The organism is Escherichia whittamii, assembly GCF_014836715.1.
In the GTDB taxonomy this organism is placed as follows: Bacteria; Pseudomonadota; Gammaproteobacteria; order Enterobacterales; family Enterobacteriaceae; genus Escherichia; species Escherichia whittamii.
In genome coordinates this window covers 88,339-109,344 of record NZ_JACSQI010000002.1, presented here as the reverse complement: position 1 = coordinate 109,344, position 21,006 = coordinate 88,339, and the positions used below count along the sequence as shown (strand labels likewise).

Here is a 21,006-nt window from a genome sequence, read left to right as displayed (position 1 = left end):
CTTGTAGAGTTGTGAAAAGGCTCTGCCAGACAACTGGCAGCCAAATTTCGCCTGCTGGTTGACCAATTGTCGTGTAAATAGTAAACGAAACGGGTGTGCCTTCGCACTATTCAACAGCAATGATAGGCGCTCACCGGACAACGCGGTAAACTAGTTATTCATGCTAACTATATTGGTTTAACGATGGATAACATGCAGACTGAAGCACAACCGACACGGACCCGGATCCTCAATGCTGCCAGAGAGATTTTTTCAGAAAATGGATTTCACAGTGCCTCAATGAAAGCCATCTGTAAATCCTGCGCCATCAGTCCCGGGACGCTTTATCACCACTTCATTTCGAAAGAAGCCTTGATCCAGGCGATTATTCTCCAGGACCAGGAGAGGGCGTTGGCCCGCTTCCGGGAACCGATTGAAGGGATCCATTTCGTTGACTACATGGTCGAGTCGATAGTCTCTCTCACCCATGAAGCCTTTGGACAACGAGCGCTGGTGGTCGAAATTATGGCAGAAGGGATGCGCAATCCACAGGTTGCCACCATGCTTAAGAATAAGCATCTGACTATCACGGAATTTATTGCCCAGCGCATGAGGGATGCCCAGCAAAAAGGCGAGATAAGCCCTGACATTAACACGGCAATGACCTCCCGTTTACTGCTGGATCTGACCTATGGCGTGCTGGCCGATATCGAAGCGGAAGACCTGGCGCAAGAAGCGTTATTTGCCCAGGGACTGCGCGCGATGATTGGCGGTATCTTGACCGCATCCTGATCCTCATTTTCCGCGGGCCGGTGAAGAGAGTGCCCGCGTTTAATGCCCCAACGCTGCTGAACAAAAAACGTTCTCCCCTGGTCGAAAAATCCCACTAAAACATTCGTCGAAACCATATGTCATGGGAATTTATCGTTTTAAAGGTGCTCGAACGAACGTTCGATTGCTTATTTTGTGCCTTCTGTCAACGCTGTTTTAAAGATTAATGCGATCCATATCACGCTGTGGGTATTGCAGTTTTTGGTTTTTTGATCGCGGTGTCAGTTCTTTTTATTTCCATTTCTCTTCCATGGGTTTCTCACTGATAACTGTGTGCATCACAGAATTGGTTAACTAATCAGATTAAAGGTTGACCAGTATTTTTATCTTAATGAGGAGTCCCTTATGTTACGTCCTGTAGAAACCCCAACCCGTGAAATCAAAAAACTCGATGGCCTGTGGGCATTCAGCCTGGACCGGGAAAACTGTGGAATCTCTCAGCGTTGGTGGGAAGGTGCGTTAAAGGAGAGCCGGGCAATTGCTGTGCCGGGGAGTTTTAACGATCAGTTCGCCGATGCGGATATTCGTAATTACGTGGGTAACGTCTGGTATCAACGCGAAGTCTTTGTTCCTAAAGGTTGGGCGGGCCAGCGTATTGTGTTGCGTTTCGATGCGGTCACTCATTACGGCAAAGTGTGGGTAAACAATCAGGAAGTGATGGAGCATCAGGGGGGCTATACGCCGTTTGAAGCTGATGTCACTCCATATGTTATTGCCGGGAAAAGTGTACGTATCACCGTTTGTGTAAACAACGAACTGAACTGGCAGACTATCCCGCCGGGAATGGTGATTACCGACGAAAACGGCAAGAAAAAGCAATCTTACTTCCATGATTTCTTTAACTACGCCGGGATCCATCGCAGCGTAATGCTCTACACCACGCCGAACACCTGGGTAGACGATATCACCGTGGTGACGCATGTAGCGCAAGACTGTAACCACGCGTCTATTGACTGGCAGGTGGTGGCAAATGGTGATGTCTGCGTTGAACTGCGTGATGCGGATCAACAGGTTGTTGCAACTGGACAAGGCACCAGCGGGACTTTGCAAGTGGTGAATCCGCACCTCTGGCAACCGGGTGAAGGTTATCTCTATGAACTGTGCGTCACCGCCAAAAGTCAGACAGAGTGCGATATCTACCCGTTGCGCGTCGGCATCCGGTCAGTGGCAGTGAAGGGCGAACAGTTCCTGATCAACCACAAACCGTTCTACTTCACTGGCTTTGGTCGCCATGAAGATGCAGATTTACGCGGTAAAGGATTCGATAACGTGCTGATGGTGCACGACCACGCATTAATGGACTGGATTGGGGCCAACTCTTACCGTACCTCGCATTATCCTTACGCTGAAGAGATGCTCGACTGGGCAGATGAACATGGCATTGTGGTGATTGATGAAACTGCAGCTGTCGGCTTTAACCTCTCTTTAGGCATTGGTTTCGAAGCGGGCAACAAGCCGAAAGAACTCTACAGCGAAGAGGCGGTCAACGGGGAAACCCAGCAGGCGCACTTACAAGCGATTAAAGAACTGATTTCGCGTGACAAAAACCACCCTAGCGTGGTGATGTGGAGCATTGCCAACGAGCCGGATACTCGTCCGCAAGGTGCACGGGAATATTTTGCACCACTGGCGGAAGCAACGCGAAAACTCGACCCGACGCGACCGATCACCTGCGTCAATGTAATGTTCTGCGACGCTCACACCGATACCATCAGCGATCTCTTCGATGTGCTGTGTCTTAACCGTTATTACGGTTGGTATGTCCAAAGCGGCGATTTGGAAACGGCAGAGAAGGTACTGGAAAAAGAATTGCTGGCCTGGCAGGAGAAACTCCATCAGCCGATTATTATCACCGAATACGGCGTGGATACGTTAGCGGGTCTGCACTCGATGTATACCGACATGTGGAGTGAAGAGTATCAGTGCGCCTGGCTGGATATGTACCACCGCGTCTTTGATCGCGTCAGCGCCGTTGTTGGTGAACAGGTATGGAACTTCGCTGATTTTGCAACCTCGCAGGGCATTATGCGCGTTGGTGGCAATAAGAAAGGGATCTTCACACGCGACCGCAAACCTAAATCGGCGGCTTTCTTGCTGCAAAAACGCTGGACGGGCATGAACTTCGGTGAAAAACCGCAGCAGGGAGGCAAACAATGAATCAACAACTCTCCTGGCGCACCATCGTCGGCTACAGCCTCGGTGACGTCGCCAATAACTTCGCCTTCGCTATGGGGGCGCTCTTCCTGTTAAGTTACTACACCGACGTCGCAGGCGTCGGTGCCGCTGCGGCGGGTACCATGCTGTTACTGGTGCGGGTGTTTGATGCTTTCGCCGACGTTCTCGCCGGACGTGTGGTGGACAGTGTGAATACCCGTTGGGGAAAATTCCGCCCATTTTTGCTCTTTGGCACTGCGCCGTTAATGATCTTCAGCGTGCTGGTATTTTGGGTGCCGACCGACTGGAGTCACAGCAGCAAAGTAGTGTATGCATATTTGACCTACATGGGCCTCGGGCTTTGCTACAGCCTGGTCAATATTCCTTATGGTTCACTTGCAACTGCGATGACCCAACAACCGCAGTCCCGCGCCCGTCTGGGGGCGGCTCGCGGGATAGCCGCTTCGCTGACTTTTGTCTGCCTGGCTTTTCTGATCGGACCGAGCATTAAGAACTCCAGCCCGGAGGAGATGGTGTCGGTGTACCATTTCTGGACGATTGCGTTGGCAATTGCCGGAATGGCGCTCTATTTCATCTGCTTTAAATCGACGCGTGAAAATGTGGTGCGTATTGTGGCGCAGCCTTCGTTGAAGATTAGTCTGCAAACGCTGAAACGAAATCGCCCACTGTTTATGCTGTGCATTGGCGCGCTGTGTGTGCTGATCTCGACCTTTGCGGTCAGTGCCTCGTCGTTATTTTACGTACGCTATGTTTTGAATGATGCAGGACTGTTCACGGTGTTGGTGCTGGTCCAGAACCTGGTCGGTACAGTGGCGTCGGCGCCGCTGGTGCCAGGAATGGTCGCCAGGATCGGTAAAAAGAATACCTTCCTGATTGGCGCTCTGCTGGGGACTTGTGGTTACCTGCTGTTCTTCTGGTTATCCGTCTGGTCGCTGCCGATGGCACTGGTTGCGTTAGCCATTGCCTCAATTGGTCAGGGCATTACCATGACTGTGATGTGGGCGCTGGAAGCTGATACCGTAGAATACGGTGAATACCTGACTGGTGTGCGGATTGAAGGACTTACCTATTCGCTATTCTCATTTACGCGCAAATGCGGCCAGGCAATAGGAGGTTCAATTCCGGCCTTTATTTTGGGATTAAGCGGATATATTGCAAATCAGGTGCAAACACCCGAAGTTATTATGGGGATCCGCACATCAATTGCCTTAGTACCCTGCGGGTTTATGCTACTGGCATTTGTCATAATCTGGTTTTACCCACTCACGGATAAAAAATTCAGAGAAATAGTCGTTGAAATTGATAATCGCAAACAAATGCAGCAGCAATTAATCAGCGATATCACTAATTAATATTCTATAAAAATAATCAGAACATCAAAGGTGCAACTATGAGAAAAATAGTGGCCATGGCCGTTATTTGCCTGACGGCTGCCTCTGGCCTTACCACCGCTTACGCTGCACAACTGGCCGACGATGAAGCGGGACTACGCATCAGGCTGAAAAATGAATTACGTCGGGCCGACAAGCCCAGTGCTGGCGCGGGAAGAGATATTTACGCGTGGGTACAGGGAGGATTACTCGATTTTAATAGTGGCTATTATTCTAATATTATTGGCGTCGAAGGCGGGGCGTATTATGTTTATAAATTAGGTGCTCGTGCTGATATGAGTACCCGTTGGTATCTTGATGGTGATAAAAGTTTTGGTTTTGCCCTGGGGGCGGTAAAAATAAAACCCAGTGAAAATAGCCTGCTTAAATTAGGTCGCTTCGGGACGGATTATAGTTATGGCAGCTTACCTTATCGTATTCCGTTAATAGCCAGCAGTTCGCAACGTACATTACCGACTGTTTCTGAAGGGGCATTAGGTTATTGGGCTTTAACACCCAATATCGAACTGTGGGGAATGTGGCGCTCAAGAGTATTTTTGTGGACCGACTCAACAACCGGTATTCGTGATGAAGGGGTCTATAACAGTCAGACGGGAAAATACGATAAACATCGCGCACGTTCTTTTTTAGCCGCCAGTTGGCATGATGATACCAGTCGCTATTCGCTGGGGGCATCGGTACAGAAAGATGTTTCCAACCAGATACAAAGTATTCTCGAGAAAAGCATTCCGCTCGCTCAGGATTATGCGCTGAAAGGGGAGTTGCTCGGCTTTTATGCGCAACTCGAAGGCTTAAGTCGTAATACCCACCAGCCCAATGAAACGGCGTTGGTGAGTGGGCAATTGACCTGGAGCGCACCATGGGGAAGCGTATTTGGTAGTGGTGGTTATTTGCGTCATGCGATGAATGGCGCTGTGGTGGACACCGACATTGGCTATCCCTTTTCATTAAGTCTTGATCGTAACCGCGAAGGTATGCAGTCCTGGCAATTGGGCGTCAATTATCGTTTAACTCCGCAATTTACGCTGACATTTGCGCCGATTGTGACCCGCGGCTATGAATCCAGTAAACGAGACGTGCGGATTGAAGGCGCAGGCATCTTAGGTGGCGTGAACTACCGGGTTAGTGAAGGGCCGCTACAAGGGATGAATTTTTTTCTTGCAGCCGATAAAGGACGTGAAAAGCGCGACGGCAGTGCGTTGGGCGATCGCCTGAATTACTGGGATGTGAAAATGAGTATTCAGTATGACTTTATGCTGAAGTGAGAAAAACGCCGGAGAGAAAACTCTCCGGCGTTTCAGATTGTTGACAAAATACGCGTCGTTTATGCCGGATGCGGCGTGAACGCCTTATTCAGCCTACAAAGGTTCATAAATTCGAAATGTTGCAGGATAAAGTAGGCCTGATAAGCGTAGCGCATCAGGCAATATTTTGTTTGTCATCATATGAATACACCGGAGAGAAAATCCTCCGGCGTTTTGTCTGTGAATTACTGCTGCGGAATAGCGGGAACAGCCGGAACGTTTAATGCTGGCATCGCAAACATACCAACAAAATCTTCCAACGGCATTTTCTGCCCGTTTAACGTGATCTGACCGTTAGCATATTGCAGGCTGGTGGTGATGGTGTTGTCCTGCAAGGTGGTCAGACGGAACATCTGACCCATTGCTGATGCACCTTCAACTTGCTGTTTCGCCAGCTTTTTAGCTTGATCTTCCTGATATCCTTCTAGCTTCGCTACCTGAGTCATCAGCTCAGTTGCCATATCGACCGGAATGGTCAGTTTCGCCTCCAGAGACTTAACCGAGCGATCAACTTCCTGAGCCAGTGTCTGCGGCGCTTCTTTAGTTGTTGCCGGATCTTTCAGGAACAGCGACAAATTCAACGCGCTTTCACCCTGGCTGTTTTTCCAGCTCAATGGCGCGATAGTAATCACCGGATCGCCTTTCAACATCAGCGGCAGGGCGTTAAAGAAGGCTTCCGTCACTTTCTCCTGATAAAGTTCAGGATTGTTGGCAATCTCTGGCTGTGCCAGCAGCGCTTGAGTTTGCGCGTTATACTGCTGGCTAAACTGATGCCAGGCTTCACCGTCGATCTGGCCGACTTTTAAGGTCAGCTTGCCGCTACCCAGATCCTGATTCTGAACTTTCAGGCTATTTAGCGAGTAATCCAGTTGGCTATTGATCGTTTTACCATCATTGACCAGGTCCGATTTACCGCTGATCTCCATGCCTTCCAGCAGGGCCAGTTCTTTGCCTTCCACTGAAATGGTCATTTTTTCCAGCGACAGTTTTTGGTTACCTACACGTTCACCAAAATTTGCCAGCGTGCTGGAACCGTCAGTTTTCAGATTATTAAAGGTTAACTGCACTTTCTGGTTGTATTCGTTAACCGCGTCTACCCGACCACTTTGCGCCTCCCCGGAAAGGGAGATAGCTTTACCGTCTCTGTCAGCATTTAACTGGAACTCACCGCCGCTAAAGGCAACTTTTTCATCTTTTTGTTCGTAATTAAGAGGCTTGAGAGAGATATCGGAACTGGAATCGCCGTTATACCCAATGCGGGAGTTAATCTCAAAAGGTGTTTTGCCTTTTGCCATATCAAACAGTGGTTTGCTTACATCGTTATTGACCAGAGTGGTTTGAATCGATGCCATCGACGGGATCAGATTCAGTTTTTTTAGCTGGGCCAGAGGGAGGGGACCATGATCAACAGATTCGTTGAAGATGACGCTCTGACCACTTTTAATCCACGGATTTTCTTTCCCCGCGATGGGTTTCACTACCAGTTGCAACTGGCTACTGAATACGCCGCGATGATAGTTTTGATAACTCACTTCCAGGTTGGATTCAGGCGCCGTCAGTTTAAGTTGTGCGTTCGCCTGCGCGACCATGTCTTCGAGATGGGTTTCTATTTTCTTGCCTGTGTACCATGCGCCGCCTGTCCAGACTACGCCGAGCGCAACAATGACGCCTACCGCTACCAGCGATTTATTCATAATGATTATCCATAAAATGAAATCAGGCGGACTGGCCGCCTGAAGTGTTATAAGCCTTTAATAAGATTAGCAAGAGATGTTAATAATTTCAGTAAGCTCTTACAGTTTGTTGTAAACCCGCGCTAAACGCCCGTGGCCTTTCACTGTCACCGGTGACTCGTTGGCGGCGATAAAAGCAGATTCACCCGGTTTAAGTGGTAACTGTTGAGAACCTTTACACAGCATCGCTTCACCTTCAACGCAGAACAAAATGGCGGCACTCTGCTGGCTGATGGTGGTTTCTTCATTGCTAAGGTCATGCAGCGAGAAGGCAAAATCATCAACCGGAATCGGGAAGTCCAGTTCTGCGCCATGTTTCACGGGCTGGGTCAGTAACTGGTTGGCCGGTTTGGCTTCAAACTTCACGTTGGCAACCAGCTCTGGAATATCGATATATTTTGGCGTCAAACCTGCACGCAGCACGTTATCGGAGTTCGCCATCACTTCCAGCGCCACGCCTTGCAGGTAAGCGTGCGGCGTTTCAGCGAACAGAAACATCGCTTCGCCAGGATTCAATTTTACTACATTCAGTAATAGTGGGGAGAACAGTCCGCTGTCATCCGGGTAAAATTCAGAAATTAAACGAATAGTTTGCCACGGTTCGCCCTGCTGACTGTCGAGCGCCGATTTCAAAATCGCCAGCGCGTGGGATTTTTCTTCACCCTGCATATTTAACAGGCTGGCAAACAGTTCGCTTAAACGTTCGGCATTAGGCTGCTGCAAAAAGTGAGCAATGGCCGGATGCGCGCCCGCGACTGGCTGAAGCAGGGCGACAATCTCGGAAAACTGACGAAATGCGTTCATCGCGAGGAAAGGGGTCAGGGCAAAAACCAGCTCAGGCTTGTGATTAGGATCTTTATAGTTACGCTCGGCGGCATCCATCGGAATACCGGCTGCATTTTCTTTGGCAAAACCGATTTCAGAATTGCGTTTGTTCGGATGCACCTGAATGGAGAGCGGCTGGGCTGCGCATAATACCTTGAACAGGAAAGGCAGTTCGCCAAAGCGTTTGGCAACGGCTTCTCCAAGCAGAGTCGATTTATCACTCTCAATCACATCACGCAGTGAAACGATATCTCCTGCGGCATTGTGCACACGTGAACTGCTTTTCGGATGTGCGCCCATCCACAGCTCGGCCATCGGCTGGCTGGACGGATTTTCCATGCCATAAAGTTCAGTCAACGCCGTTTTGCTGCCCCAGGCATAGTTTTGCACTGAGTTAATGAGTTTTTGCATGATCAATCCCTGTTTAAATGTGGAAATTAATCCCGCTATTAAAGCAAGAATCCTACGGGAAGTAACCTGGAGCCGCAAAAAGTCGTACTTGTCTCAGTTTTTGTTAAAAAAGTGTGTAGGATATTGTTACTCGCTTTTAACAGGGCAATGGAACACCCGCCCAGAGCATAACCAAACCAGGCAGTAAGTGAGAGAACAATGTCAAACAAACCCTTTCATTATCAGGCTCCTTTCCCACTCAAAAAAGATGATACTGAGTACTACCTGCTGACCAGCGAACATGTCAGCGTATCTGAATTTGAAGGGCAGGAGATTTTGAAAGTTGCGCCAGAAGCGTTAACTCTTCTGGCGCGTCAGGCTTTTCATGATGCGTCATTCATGCTGCGTCCGGCCCATCAACAGCAGGTAGCCGACATTTTGCGTGACCCGGAAGCCAGCGAAAACGATAAATATGTGGCGCTGCAATTCCTGCGTAACTCCGATATCGCCGCAAAAGGTGTTCTGCCGACCTGTCAGGACACCGGCACTGCGATTATCGTTGGTAAAAAAGGGCAGCGTGTATGGACCGGTGGTGGCGACGAAGCGGCTCTGGCGCGCGGTGTCTATAACACTTACATCGAAGATAACTTGCGCTACTCGCAAAACGCGCCGCTGGATATGTATAAAGAGGTGAATACCGGTACTAACCTGCCAGCGCAGATCGATCTTTATGCTGTTGATGGCGACGAGTACAAATTCCTCTGCATCGCCAAAGGTGGCGGTTCGGCCAACAAAACGTATCTTTATCAGGAAACCAAAGCGTTACTGACGCCAGGGAAACTAAAAAATTACCTGGTTGAGAAAATGCGCACGCTGGGTACGGCGGCGTGTCCTCCGTATCATATTGCGTTCGTTATTGGCGGAACTTCAGCGGAAACTAACCTTAAAACGGTAAAACTGGCTTCTGCGAAATACTATGACGAGCTGCCAACGGAAGGGAACGAGCACGGTCAGGCGTTCCGCGATGTGGGGCTGGAAAACGAATTGCTGATTGAAGCGCAAAATCTCGGTCTGGGCGCGCAGTTTGGCGGGAAATATTTCGCCCATGACATTCGCGTTATTCGCCTTCCACGCCACGGCGCATCCTGCCCGATTGGCATGGGCGTCTCCTGTTCTGCTGACCGCAATATCAAAGCGAAGATCAACCGCCATGGGATATGGATCGAAAAACTGGAACATAATCCAGGCAAATATATTCCTGAAGAACTGCGCAAAGTGGGAGAAGGCGAAGCGGTACGTGTTGACCTTAACCGTCCAATGAAAGAGATCCTCGCACAGTTGTCTCAGTATCCTGTTTCAACGCGGTTGTCGCTTAACGGCACTATTATCGTCGGTCGAGATATCGCTCATGCCAAACTGAAAGAGCGCATGGACAACGGCGAAGGGTTACCGCAATACATCAAAGATCATCCGATTTACTACGCGGGTCCGGCAAAAACGCCGGAAGGTTATGCCTCCGGTTCGCTTGGCCCAACGACCGCCGGACGGATGGATTCTTACGTCGATCAACTGCAATCGCAGGGCGGCAGCATGATCATGTTGGCGAAAGGTAACCGCAGCCAGCAGGTGACGGATGCCTGTAAAAAACATGGCGGCTTCTATCTCGGCAGTATCGGCGGCCCTGCGGCAGTGCTGGCGCAGGGAAGTATTAAGAGCCTGGAATGTGTTGAATATCCTGAACTGGGAATGGAAGCTATCTGGAAAATCGAGGTGGAAGATTTCCCGGCATTTATTCTTGTGGATGACAAAGGAAATGATTTCTTCCAGCAGATACAACTCACGCAGTGTACCCGCTGTGTGAAATAAACTGGGTAAGAGTGATATTTGCCTGATGCGCTACACTTATCAGGCCTACAAATGAATTAATAACCTGTTGAATTTGCAATATTTTGTAGGCTGGGTAAGGCGTTCGCGCCGCATTCGGCATAAACAACATGCACTTTGTTAACAATATGAGCCGCCCTTCACTTCGGGGCGGCTTTTTTACATGGCACGAAATACCAAACATTTGTTATCAAATAGTAAATAATGAGTGAGCTAAAAGTTGCTTGACGTAAGCAAAGAAGAAAAAAATTAATCAGGTGAGGAGCAGGCCATGAATACAGTACGCAGCGAAAAAGATTCGATGGGTGCGATCGATGTCCCGGCAGATAAGCTGTGGGGCGCACAAACTCAACGCTCGCTGGAGCATTTCCGCATTTCCACGGAGAAAATGCCAACCTCACTGATTCATGCGCTGGCGCTGACCAAGCGTGCAGCGGCAAAAGTTAACGAAGATTTAGGCTTGTTGTCCGAAGAGAAAGCGAGTGCCATTCGTCAGGCGGCGGATGAAGTGCTGGCGGGACAGCATGACGATGAATTCCCGCTGGCAATCTGGCAGACCGGTTCTGGCACACAAAGCAACATGAACATGAACGAAGTGCTGGCCAATCGGGCGAGTGAACTGCTCGGTGGTGTGCGCGGGATGGAGCGTAAAGTTCACCCTAACGATGACGTGAATAAAAGCCAAAGTTCCAATGATGTCTTTCCAACGGCAATGCACGTTGCGGCGCTGCTGGCGCTACGCAAGCAACTCATTCCACAACTTAAAACACTGACACAAACGCTGAATGAGAAATCCCGCGCGTTTGCCGATATTGTCAAAATTGGCCGTACCCATTTGCAGGATGCCACGCCGCTGACCCTGGGGCAGGAGATTTCTGGCTGGGTAGCAATGCTTGAGCATAATCTCAAACATATTGAATACAGCCTGCCGCACGTGGCGGAACTGGCGCTGGGGGGGACAGCAGTAGGGACGGGGCTGAACACCCATCCGGAATATGCCCGTCGCGTGGCGGACGAGCTTTCGGTCATTACCTGTGCGCCGTTTGTTACTGCACCGAACAAATTTGAAGCACTGGCGACCTGTGATGCGCTGGTTCAGGCGCACGGGGCGTTAAAAGGATTGGCGGCGTCACTGATGAAAATTGCCAATGACGTCCGTTGGCTGGCTTCCGGTCCACGTTGCGGCATTGGCGAAATCTCAATCCCGGAAAACGAGCCGGGCAGTTCAATCATGCCAGGAAAAGTGAACCCAACGCAGTGTGAAGCGTTAACCATGCTTTGCTGCCAGGTAATGGGGAATGACGTGGCAATCAACATCGGCGGTGCTTCTGGTAACTTCGAATTGAACGTCTTCCGTCCGATGGTGATTCACAATTTCCTGCAATCAGTGCGCTTGCTGGCCGATGGCATGGAAAGTTTTAACAAACACTGCGCAGTGGGAATTGAACCGAATCGTGAACGTATCAACCAATTACTCAATGAATCTCTGATGCTGGTGACCGCGCTAAACACCCATATTGGCTATGACAAAGCCGCCGAGATTGCCAAAAAAGCGCATAAAGAAGGGCTGACTTTAAAAGCTGCCGCCCTTGCGCTGGGCTATCTTAGCGAAGCCGAGTTTGATAGCTGGGTGCGACCAGAGCAGATGGTCGGCAGTATGAAAGCAGGGCGTTAATCTGCAACATACAGGTGCAGCCGGGGAATGACTAAACGAAGCGGCTGCGCCTGAGGTTTAAAACGATGTTGCACATTGTCTGCATCGTAATTTAACAGCTCACCAACGTCCGGCATGCCCGCGCCATTATCCCGATTAATCAGTGCGATAAGCGGTGTCGGGCAGGCGTGCTGAACTTGTTTTTGATCCCCCTTGTACCAGACGCGGGCAATTGGCTGAACCTTCACCGGACGTTTGATTTTTAACTTCGCGTCCTGTGGCAGAGCGGCAATATCCTGATACTCGCGCTCCAGTTTTCCCTGCCACTCCTCGCGCGTCCACGGTGCAACGCTACGTGGCGATTTCAGGCTCTTTTCCAACTGCGCCAGCACCTCATCACGATGCAAATTTTTAATGATATGTTTATTCGCCCAGCCAAAACGTAAAGTGGCGGGGTCGTGCAGAACGGTGAGCGTGCGATAAGCGTTAAGAGTAATCAGCCCCGGCAAATGACGATGCACCCATTCAAAACGCGCTGCCGTAGGCAGTTCTGACTCAACCGTGACGATATGCTCGAAAGTGGTTTTAAGTTGGTTGATGCGCTGTATATGACTTGCCAGCGCCGCTTGTGAAAGGTTATCGACCTGATAGCACAACACGCCGGGCAGACGAACTGCAGCCTTGCTGCTGCGATTTTCAGACTGTTGCTGAATAAACAAATGGCGGAAATGACGTAGTGCCAGCGCCTGCGCTTCTTTCCCGAGATGTTGCTTAACCTCAATGCGATTAAGCGGATTATGCTCATCCTCCTTTTTGACCTCCGGTAACGAGAACACGCGGGCAACCAGCAACTTGTGTTGTTCAAGTTCAGCGGCAAACGCTGCCAGTTCTTGTTCCATCTGGCGAAAGGTCGTATTGAGTCGGTCAACAAGATCGTAACGGGTCATAAAATTACCACTTTAGTTACAACATCCTTGCTTTATAGCACAGTGACGGCTACTTGACCACTGTGCGTATGGCGTCAGGCAGAAGTAAATTGCGGGATGTTGTGCCATAGTGGCCAGCTGAACGAGAAGCGGGCGCCCCCCAGTTCGCTGGTGTCACAATTGACCGTGCCGCCCATTGCCAGAGCAATAGAGTGGACAATCGCCAGCCCCAGCCCACAGCCGCCAGTTGCCCGGTCGCGGCTAGGATCGAGGCGAACAAAGGGTTCAAAGATATGTTCGCGATTTTCTGCCGCAATCCCCGGACCATCATCTTCAACAATCAATATCGCTCTGTTTCCTGCCAGTAGCAGGCTGGTTTCAACGGTTGAATGGCAGTAGCGCAGGGCGTTGTTGAGCAAGTTATCCAGCACGCGCTCCATTAAGCGCATATCCAGCGCCGCGTAATTACCTGGCATGAGCGTTTTTATCCGTACCGTTTTGTCGGGGGTCACTGCCTGAATATCTTGCAGATGTGTTGACAACCACAACGGCAGGTTTGGTTCGCTAAGATGCAGTTCATTCTGTGGGCGATCGAGTCGGGCATAAGTCAGCAGTTCTTCAATTAAGGCTTCCAGTTGACTGATATCGCGATTCAAGGCCTGGGACTCTGTGGCGTTCAGGTTGTCGCTCATCTCCAGCCGATATCGCAGGCGCACTAATGGCGTTCGCAGTTCATGGGCAATGCCATCGATAAGCTGCTTTTTACTGGCGATCAACGTGTTGATATTATCCGCCATCTGGTTAAACGCCACGCCAAGTCGTTCAAAGCTCGAACCATCATCAAAGTGAATACGTTCATTGAGATGGCCATCGCCGAATCGTTGCGCCGCCGCTTCCAGTTTTAACATGTCTTTCCAGTGCGGACGCATCCAGATAAACACCGGAAAGGCGAGGGAAATGGCAATAAAGGCGATCAGCACGATATCCAGCAAACGCATTTGATGGAGAAAATAAAGATAAGGAACGGGACCCACGGCGAGAACGTAGTGGCTGCGCGGGATACGCTGTAAAAAGGTGTACTGATCATCCAGAGCAACAATCTCTCCGCCACGCAATCGGTGCATGGCGTTATTATCGAGATGATATTTACTCAGCGGTTCGACGCGCAGATCGAAAGAGAGATTTAAATCCATCTCCTTCAGCGTTTTCCCCCAGTCGTGCGGAGGGATCTCGCGTAATTCGCTACGCATCAGATACAGCGAACTGTTCATCAAATCATCCAGCGACTGTTTACCTGCACGTTCGGCGGTAAATTTGTACACCAGACCAACCAGTAGAGACATCACCAGAAAGCAGACAAACAGCAAAAGATAAAACTGGATAAACAGTTTTTTCATCGCTTATTCCCACGCATGAGGCGCAAAAAGATAGCCTTTGTTACGCACGGTTTTAATGCGGTAGGGTTCGGCAGCGTTATCGAGCAGTTTTTTTCGTAACCGCGAAATAGCCACATCCACGCTACGATCCTGCCCGTCATAACTGACGCCGCGTAAATTCTTCAGCAGCGCATCGCGGTCCATAATTTGTCCGGCATGGGTGGCTAATTCCCATAACAATTCAAAATCAGCCGTCGAGAGTGAAATCTCATGGTTAGCAAGCGCCACTACGCGGTTGATGGGGTCGATAGTTAACGTACCGAAATGCAATGGTTTGTAAGGAGTCAGAGACGTTTCCTGAATACCTTTGGTCAGCGTCGCTTGTTCATTCTGACGCAAATGTAAACGTAAACGCGCCAACAGAACAGCGGGGGGCGTTGTTTTGAGAATATAATCGCAGGCGCCCATTTCCAGCGCCAGAATGTGGTTCATATCGCTATCGAGGGAGGTCAGCAGAACAATCGGCCCGGACCACTTTGCGCGTAAATCGCGGCAGATGGACATTCCGTCTTTACCTGGCAGCATGATATCGAGCAGCACCAGATCCGGATTTTCCCGCAGAATTGTCTCTTCGGCATGGTCGCCGCGCGGCTCCACGATAACCTGCATATCATGCTTTGCCAGGTACGCTGCAATCAATGAACCGACTTCTGTGTCATCTTCCACAAATACGATAGTGTTCATATCATTCACGTCAGATATAAAAACGTCACAATACACCGCGCTGATTTTACTTACTATCAATCGTTTCTAAACAAGGTTGCATCGGGTATTCTACTGATGACTTGTTATGAAAGTGTTAAGGTAAAAAGATGGGGCTGGTAATCAAAGCCGCGCTTGGGGCGCTGGTGGTGGTGTTGATTGGTGTATTAGCTAAAACGAAAAATTACTATATCGCCGGGCTGATCCCGCTTTTCCCGACCTTCGCGCTCATCGCGCATTATATTGTTGTCAGTGAACGCGGCATTGAAGCCTTACGTACCACAATCGTTTTCAGTATGTGGTCGATTATTCCCTATTTTGTTTATCTGGCGTCGTTGTGGTATTTCACCGGAATCATGCGCTTGCCCGCTGCTTTTGTGGGTTCTGTTGCGTGCTGGGGCCTAAGCGCATGGGTGCTAATTATTTGCTGGATGAAGCTGCATTAACGCAAATGGCGGCCGCCATCAAGCGGGAAACTGCGTCCGGTTACAAAGCAACTGGTGAGTAAGTAATCGACCAGATCGATAACTTCTTTCTCACCAGGCGCGGTTTTCATCAGTGATTTATTCAGCGCCTGTTGGCGATATTCGGCGTCGTCATGCTCGTTAAACAGGATCAGCGACGGCGCAATAGAATTCACTTTCACTTCCGGTGCCAGCTTGCGGGCAAACGAACGGGTCATATTATCCAGTGCCGCTTTGCTTGCAGCATAGGCAATATGTTTGTCGCTTCCGCGCTCCACCACATAATCGGTGAAGTGAATGATATCGCTGGCAGCGTGTCCGTGACCGCGCAGTAATCTTTCCAACGCATGGTTGAGCAGGTAAGGGGTATTAACATGGATCTGCATCATGCAGGCCAGAACATCAGTCAGCGGTGTACCCGGTTTTTCCGCCATCCACGCGCTGGCGTTATGCAAAATGGCACGCAGGCCGTGGGTGCTCTTTAGCACTTCATCGGCAAATGCCATCACACCGTCGTTTGTTGAAAAATCAGCCTGAATACACTGCGCACCCGCCTGAATCAGCCCATCAATGGCAGGATAGTGCGTCCGATAGCTGACAATCACCGGTTGCTTTTGATTAATAAAATGCCAGGCGAGGGCGAGGCCGATGCGACGACCTCCGCCAGTAATTAATATTGGCAAGAGTTGGGTTTTCCCCATCGTTAATCTCCTTTGCAAGCAAACGATGGGACGACAGTTATCCCACCAACATCCAGGTTGCCGGAACCGAGGCAATTAACAGCATGCCAATCAGCACCATTTCCTGACGATTCAATACATTATCATGTGTATGCGTTTTACGCGCGTACAGGAAGACCAGTAGCCCTGGCGCATACAGAACGACGGACAACAACAGGTGCATTGGGCCTGAAGCGTATAATAACCATAAGCCATAAATGCAGGCACCGACACCTACCGCTTTATGCAGCGGACGAGTAGCGATTTTCAACAAGAACGCGCCAACCAGGAAATAGGGTACCAGAATCATTTCTGAGGCGATGGTCAGCAACGTGTTGTAATCGGAACCGGTCAGCCAGATCAGAACCAGACAAATTTGCACGCAGATGTTAGTCAGCCACAGCGAGGCAGACGGCGCTGCTTGTGCATTCTGGCGCGCAAAAATGCGCGGGAATGCCTTATGGGTAGCAGCCAGGAAGGGGACTTCTGCCGCCATAATGGTCCAGCTTAAATACGCGCCACAAACGGAAACGATCAATCCGGCAGCGATGATAATCTCGCCCCACGGCCCCATCATTTTCACCATTAGACCGGCCATAGACGGGTTACGAATCTCAGCAAGTTCAGGACGCGCAACCACACCCAGCGAAAGCAGCGTGACCAATAAATAAACGCCCAGTGCGGAAAGCACCGCCAGAAGCGTTGCTTTGCCAACATCATGTTTATTCCGGGCGCGTGAAGAAACAACCACCGCACCTTCCACACCAATGAATACCCACAGTGTGATCAGCATGGTGTTTTTCACTTGTTCCCATACCGGTATGCCAAGCGCAAGGCCTGTAAAGTCGAGCTTGAAGGTGTCCAGTTTGAACATCATCATCGCCAGCACAATAAACAAACCAAGCGGCAATAATTTTGCCAATGTCGCCACCAGGTTAATGCTGGCGGCGGTTTGTACGCCGCGCAGGATCAAAAAGTGAACAATCCACAATAATGCCGATGCACCGACGATCGATTGCCAGGTGTTACCATCGCCAAACAGGCGTAGTTCCGGCGTATCAGTGAAGAAACTTAATGCGGAAAAGACGATAACCAGATAAGAGACGTTGGCGATAACCGCGCATAGCCAGTACCCCCATGCGGAGCAGAAGCCGATTAACTCGCCAAATCCTTCCCGTGCATAGGTAAAAATACCGCCGTCAAGGTCGGGACGTATGCGTGTCAGGATCAGCATGGCAAAGGCCAGCAATAAGATGCCAGCGCCAGTAATACCCCAGCCGATGAGCAGTGCTGCCGGGCTGGCAACCGCCGCCATATTTTGCGGCAGACTGAAAACACCCGCGCCCAGCATTGAGCTTAATACCAGCGCGGTGAGTGCGCTCAGTCCCAGTTTCTTTTCCATCGATATCCAGTGTTTAAAACATGTTTAAAAGAATAAATATTAGGGCAGAACGCATAAAAATGGTGTTTGCCACTGAAGCGCGGGATTTTACGAAGAGATGTGTCTACATGCAATGGTCACTGGGAAATTTGTGCTAAAAATGCAAAAGGCGGCATAAAGCCGCCTTATCAGTGATAGTGAATAGTTATTTATACAGGTCTGCGCTGATGGTCAGGTTATTACCACGTTCCTGCCACTGGCGAGTGATGTGGTAATACTTAGCGCCTTTCTTCGCGGCACGTTTAGCAACCTGGTAGGAGACTTCGGTCATGTTGCCGTAGTTACCCGAGAACTTAATACTATCGAACGGGACCATCATTGCTGCGGTCGCTTTGTTCAGTTCTTCTACTTTGGTGCCGTCAGGAAGCGTGACAGTGTAACGTCCGCCTTTTGAGGACTGCGTTTCAAAGAAACGACCGACTTCAGCACTTGGTGATGCAGTAGTGGCAACGCCCGGGATTTCAACTTTCTTCGCGGCTTCGCCACCCGCGGCCAGCGCCGCGCGACCAGCATCAGAATCCGCCGGGATCACATCCGGGCTCTGGACGATGCGTTTTTTAGCATCTTGTTTGTAGATGAATGCAGTAATACGCTGGTTGCCGCCCTGGTTGGCATCTATCTGGCGAACGATGTAGTAAGAGTAGGCACCTTTCGCTTTTGCTGCTTTGGTGATGGCATCATTCACTTCCGGCTGGCTACGGAAGAAACCCTGCACGGTCACGGTGTCGTACGGCTCAATAAGAACAGCCTGCTCTTTAGGCAGTTCAATCACGCCATTAAAAACGCGATTCTTATCAGCTTCAGCTTTTTCAGCATCGGCTTTATAGAGGTCTGCAACTACACGCCAGTTACCGCTATTACCGAAATCTGAAGTGTCGACAACATAAAAAGAGGCGGCACCTTCTTTATCAGCGCGACGGGAAACAGCTTTAACCGCTTCGCCAATGGCATTAAAACGACCGGTAACCACTACACGGTCAAAAGGTTTAACCGCTGCCGCTTGCTCCGGTGTCAGTTCTGTTGCTGCGTTAACGGAAAATGCCGTAGCAGAAAGCAGTGCCGACGCCAGGAGGGTGTTCTTAAGCTTCATAAAAATAATCCTTCGCCTTGCGCAAACCAGGTACTGGTATTGTTATTAACGAGAAACGTGGCTGATTATTGCATTTAAACGGTGTAACTGTCTGCGTCATTTTTCATATCCGCTTCCTTGATTTGATTTTAAACCTGATCGGATGATCATCAGTGCTTAAAAAATAGTCGCAGTAACATAAAAACTGCTGAAATGACTGAATTGCATAAGTTAATTTAATGTAAAGCAATAGATTTTGCCGGGGGGATATCATGTTTTACCAGGCCACCGGAGACAATTATCGGTCTTTATCCTGTGTTCTAAGGTGTTTATCCCTCAGTCATCACTGAATCGTTTATATTTTGCGAGTTCACGCCGAATTACTGATTTTTGACGCTAGATCACAGGCATTATTTTCAGTACGTTATAGACGTTTGTTACTAATTTATTTTAACGGAGTAACATTTAGCTCGTACATGAGCGGCTTGTGTATCAAAAACACAGGCAAACCATCATCAATAAAACCGATGGAAGGGAATATCATGCGAATTGGCATACCAAGAGAACGGTTAACCAATGAAACCCGTGTTGCAGCAACACCGAAAACAGTGGAGCAGTTGCTGAAACTAGGTTTTACCGTCGCGGTAGAGAGCGGCGCAGGTCAACTGGCAAGTTTTGACGATAAAGCGTTTGTGCAAGCGGGCGCCGAAATTGTAGAAGGGAATAACGTCTGGCAGTCAGAGATCATTCTGAAGGTCAATGCGCCGTTAGATGATGAAATTGCGTTACTGAATCCGGGGACCACGCTGGTGAGCTTCATCTGGCCCGCGCAGAATCCGGAGTTAATGCAAAAACTCGCGGAGCGTAACGTGACCGTGATGGCGATGGACTCTGTACCACGTATCTCACGTGCACAATCGCTGGATGCGTTAAGTTCGATGGCGAATATCGCCGGCTATCGCGCCATTGTTGAAGCGGCTCATGAGTTTGGGCGTTTCTTTACCGGGCAAATCACCGCAGCAGGTAAAGTCCCTCCGGCAAAAGTGATGGTGATTGGTGCGGGCGTTGCGGGCCTGGCGGCCATTGGCGCAGCAAACAGCCTTGGCGCAATTGTGCGTGCATTCGATACCCGCCCGGAAGTGAAAGAACAAGTTCAAAGTATGGGCGCGGAATTCCTCGAGCTGGATTTTAAAGAGGAAGCAGGTAGCGGCGATGGTTACGCCAAAGTGATGTCGGAAGCGTTCATCAAAGCAGAAATGGAACTCTTTGCCGCCCAGGCAAAAGAGGTCGATATCATTGTGACTACCGCGCTTATTCCAGGCAAACCAGCACCGAAACTGATTACCCGTGAAATGGTTGATTCGATGAAATCGGGTAGTGTGATTGTCGACCTGGCAGCCCAAAACGGGGGTAACTGTGAATACACCGTGCCGGGTGAAATCTTCACCACGGAGAATGGCGTCAAAGTGATTGGCTACACCGATCTTCCGGGTCGTCTGCCGACGCAATCCTCACAGCTTTACGGCACCAATCTTGTCAATCTACTGAAACTGTTGTGCAAAGAGAAAGACGGCAACATCACGGTTGATTTTGATGATGTGGTAATTCGCGGCGTGACCGTGATCCGTGCTGGCGAAATTACCTGGCCGGCGCCGCCGATTCAGGTTTCAGCCCAGCCGCAGGCAGCGCAGAAAGCGGCACCTGAAGTGAAAACCGAAGAAAAATGTGCCTGCTCACCGTGGCGGAAATACGCGCTGATGGCGCTGGCAATCATTCTTTTCGGCTGGTTTGCAAGCGTAGCACCGAAAGAATTCCTCGGGCACTTTACCGTTTTCGCGCTGGCATGCGTCGTAGGTTATTACGTGGTGTGGAATGTCTCTCACGCGTTGCATACGCCGCTGATGTCGGTTACTAACGCGATTTCAGGGATTATTGTTGTCGGAGCTCTATTGCAGATTGGCCAGGGCGGCTGGGTTAGCTTCCTTAGTTTTATCGCGGTGCTTATCGCCAGCATTAATATTTTCGGTGGCTTTACCGTGACTCAGCGCATGCTGAAAATGTTTCGTAAAAACTAAGGGGTAGC

Annotated in this window: 16 protein-coding genes; 8 read left to right on the top strand and 8 right to left on the bottom strand. The window is 49.9% G+C overall.

The features are described from left to right. Positions 1–183 precede the first annotated feature (183 nt). From uidR to uidC, 4 genes are all read left to right on the top strand, one after another. The gene (uidR, locus tag H9644_RS03250) at positions 184–771 is read left to right on the top strand and encodes a DNA-binding transcriptional regulator UidR (RefSeq protein WP_064530010.1); all 588 of its coding nucleotides are present in this window, start codon (positions 184–186) and stop codon (positions 769–771) included. Between the two features lie 384 nt (positions 772–1,155). Continuing rightward, positions 1,156–2,967: a beta-glucuronidase gene (gene uidA / locus H9644_RS03245; protein WP_191773160.1), complete on the top strand. Its 1,812-nt coding sequence runs from the start codon at positions 1,156–1,158 to the stop codon at positions 2,965–2,967. Further along, a complete protein-coding gene (gene uidB / locus H9644_RS03240; RefSeq protein ID WP_191773156.1) occupies positions 2,964–4,337 on the top strand; it encodes a glucuronide transporter in 1,374 nt (457 codons plus the stop codon). The genes uidA and uidB overlap by 4 nt, the downstream gene beginning before the upstream one ends. A 38-nt stretch (positions 4,338–4,375) precedes the next feature. After that, the gene (gene uidC, locus H9644_RS03235) at positions 4,376–5,641 is read left to right on the top strand and encodes a glucuronide uptake porin UidC (protein WP_191773154.1); all 1,266 of its coding nucleotides are present in this window, start codon (positions 4,376–4,378) and stop codon (positions 5,639–5,641) included. Between the two features lie 224 nt (positions 5,642–5,865). Here the strand turns inward: uidC and H9644_RS03230 are convergent, their stop codons facing one another. Together H9644_RS03230 and manA are read right to left on the bottom strand one after the other, a co-directional pair. Next, complete coding sequence (locus H9644_RS03230; protein ID WP_191773151.1) at positions 5,866–7,374, bottom strand: YdgA family protein; 1,509 nt, start codon at positions 7,372–7,374, stop codon at positions 5,866–5,868. A gap of 99 nt (positions 7,375–7,473) precedes the next feature. Further along, positions 7,474–8,649 (bottom strand): mannose-6-phosphate isomerase, encoded by a 1,176-nt coding sequence (gene manA / locus H9644_RS03225; protein ID WP_191773149.1) that lies wholly within the window; start codon positions 8,647–8,649, stop codon positions 7,474–7,476. Positions 8,650–8,847: 198 nt separating this feature from the next. Between manA and fumB the strand changes: the two genes are divergently transcribed. After that, positions 8,848–10,494 (top strand): class I fumarate hydratase, encoded by a 1,647-nt coding sequence (gene fumB / locus H9644_RS03220; protein ID WP_191773147.1) that lies wholly within the window; start codon positions 8,848–8,850, stop codon positions 10,492–10,494. 289 nt (positions 10,495–10,783) lie between these two features. After that, complete coding sequence (gene fumC, locus H9644_RS03215; protein WP_062882940.1) at positions 10,784–12,187, top strand: class II fumarate hydratase; 1,404 nt, start codon at positions 10,784–10,786, stop codon at positions 12,185–12,187. Here the strand turns inward: fumC and tus are convergent. From tus to rstA, 3 genes are all read right to left on the bottom strand, one after another. Further along, a complete protein-coding gene (gene tus / locus H9644_RS03210) occupies positions 12,184–13,113 on the bottom strand; it encodes a DNA replication terminus site-binding protein (protein WP_191773138.1) in 930 nt (309 codons plus the stop codon). The genes fumC and tus overlap by 4 nt on opposite strands. 74 nt (positions 13,114–13,187) lie before the next feature. Next, positions 13,188–14,489: a two-component system sensor histidine kinase RstB gene (rstB, locus tag H9644_RS03205; protein ID WP_191773136.1), complete on the bottom strand. Its 1,302-nt coding sequence runs from the start codon at positions 14,487–14,489 to the stop codon at positions 13,188–13,190. Positions 14,490–14,492: 3 nt separating this feature from the next. Then, on the bottom strand, positions 14,493–15,212 hold the full coding sequence (rstA, locus tag H9644_RS03200; RefSeq protein ID WP_064530000.1) for a two-component system response regulator RstA: 720 nt from the start codon (positions 15,210–15,212) through the stop codon (positions 14,493–14,495). A 128-nt stretch (positions 15,213–15,340) separates the two neighbouring features. Here rstA and H9644_RS03195 point away from each other — a divergent pair, with 128 nt between their 5' ends. Further along, entirely contained in the window at positions 15,341–15,676 is a 336-nt protein-coding gene (locus tag H9644_RS03195) for a GlpM family protein (protein ID WP_064529999.1), read from the top strand. On the opposite strand, the gene folM is transcribed toward H9644_RS03195, so the two are convergent. From folM to ydgH, 3 genes are all read right to left on the bottom strand, one after another. Next, positions 15,673–16,395, bottom strand: a complete 723-nt coding sequence (folM, locus tag H9644_RS03190) for a dihydromonapterin reductase (RefSeq protein ID WP_064529998.1) — start codon at positions 16,393–16,395, stop codon at positions 15,673–15,675. The two genes, H9644_RS03195 and folM, sit on opposite strands and share 4 nt — an antisense overlap. Positions 16,396–16,432: 37 nt before the next feature. Next, entirely contained in the window at positions 16,433–17,815 is a 1,383-nt protein-coding gene (locus H9644_RS03185; protein ID WP_105289287.1) for an amino acid permease, read from the bottom strand. 184 nt (positions 17,816–17,999) lie between these two features. Beyond that, positions 18,000–18,944, bottom strand: coding sequence for a DUF1471 family protein YdgH (ydgH, locus tag H9644_RS03180; protein WP_064529996.1), 945 nt, complete (start codon positions 18,942–18,944; stop codon positions 18,000–18,002). Positions 18,945–19,465: 521 nt separating this feature from the next. On the opposite strand from ydgH, the gene pntA reads away from it, so the two are divergent. Next, positions 19,466–20,998: a Re/Si-specific NAD(P)(+) transhydrogenase subunit alpha gene (gene pntA, locus H9644_RS03175; protein WP_064529995.1), complete on the top strand. Its 1,533-nt coding sequence runs from the start codon at positions 19,466–19,468 to the stop codon at positions 20,996–20,998. Positions 20,999–21,006: the final 8 nt, after the last annotated feature.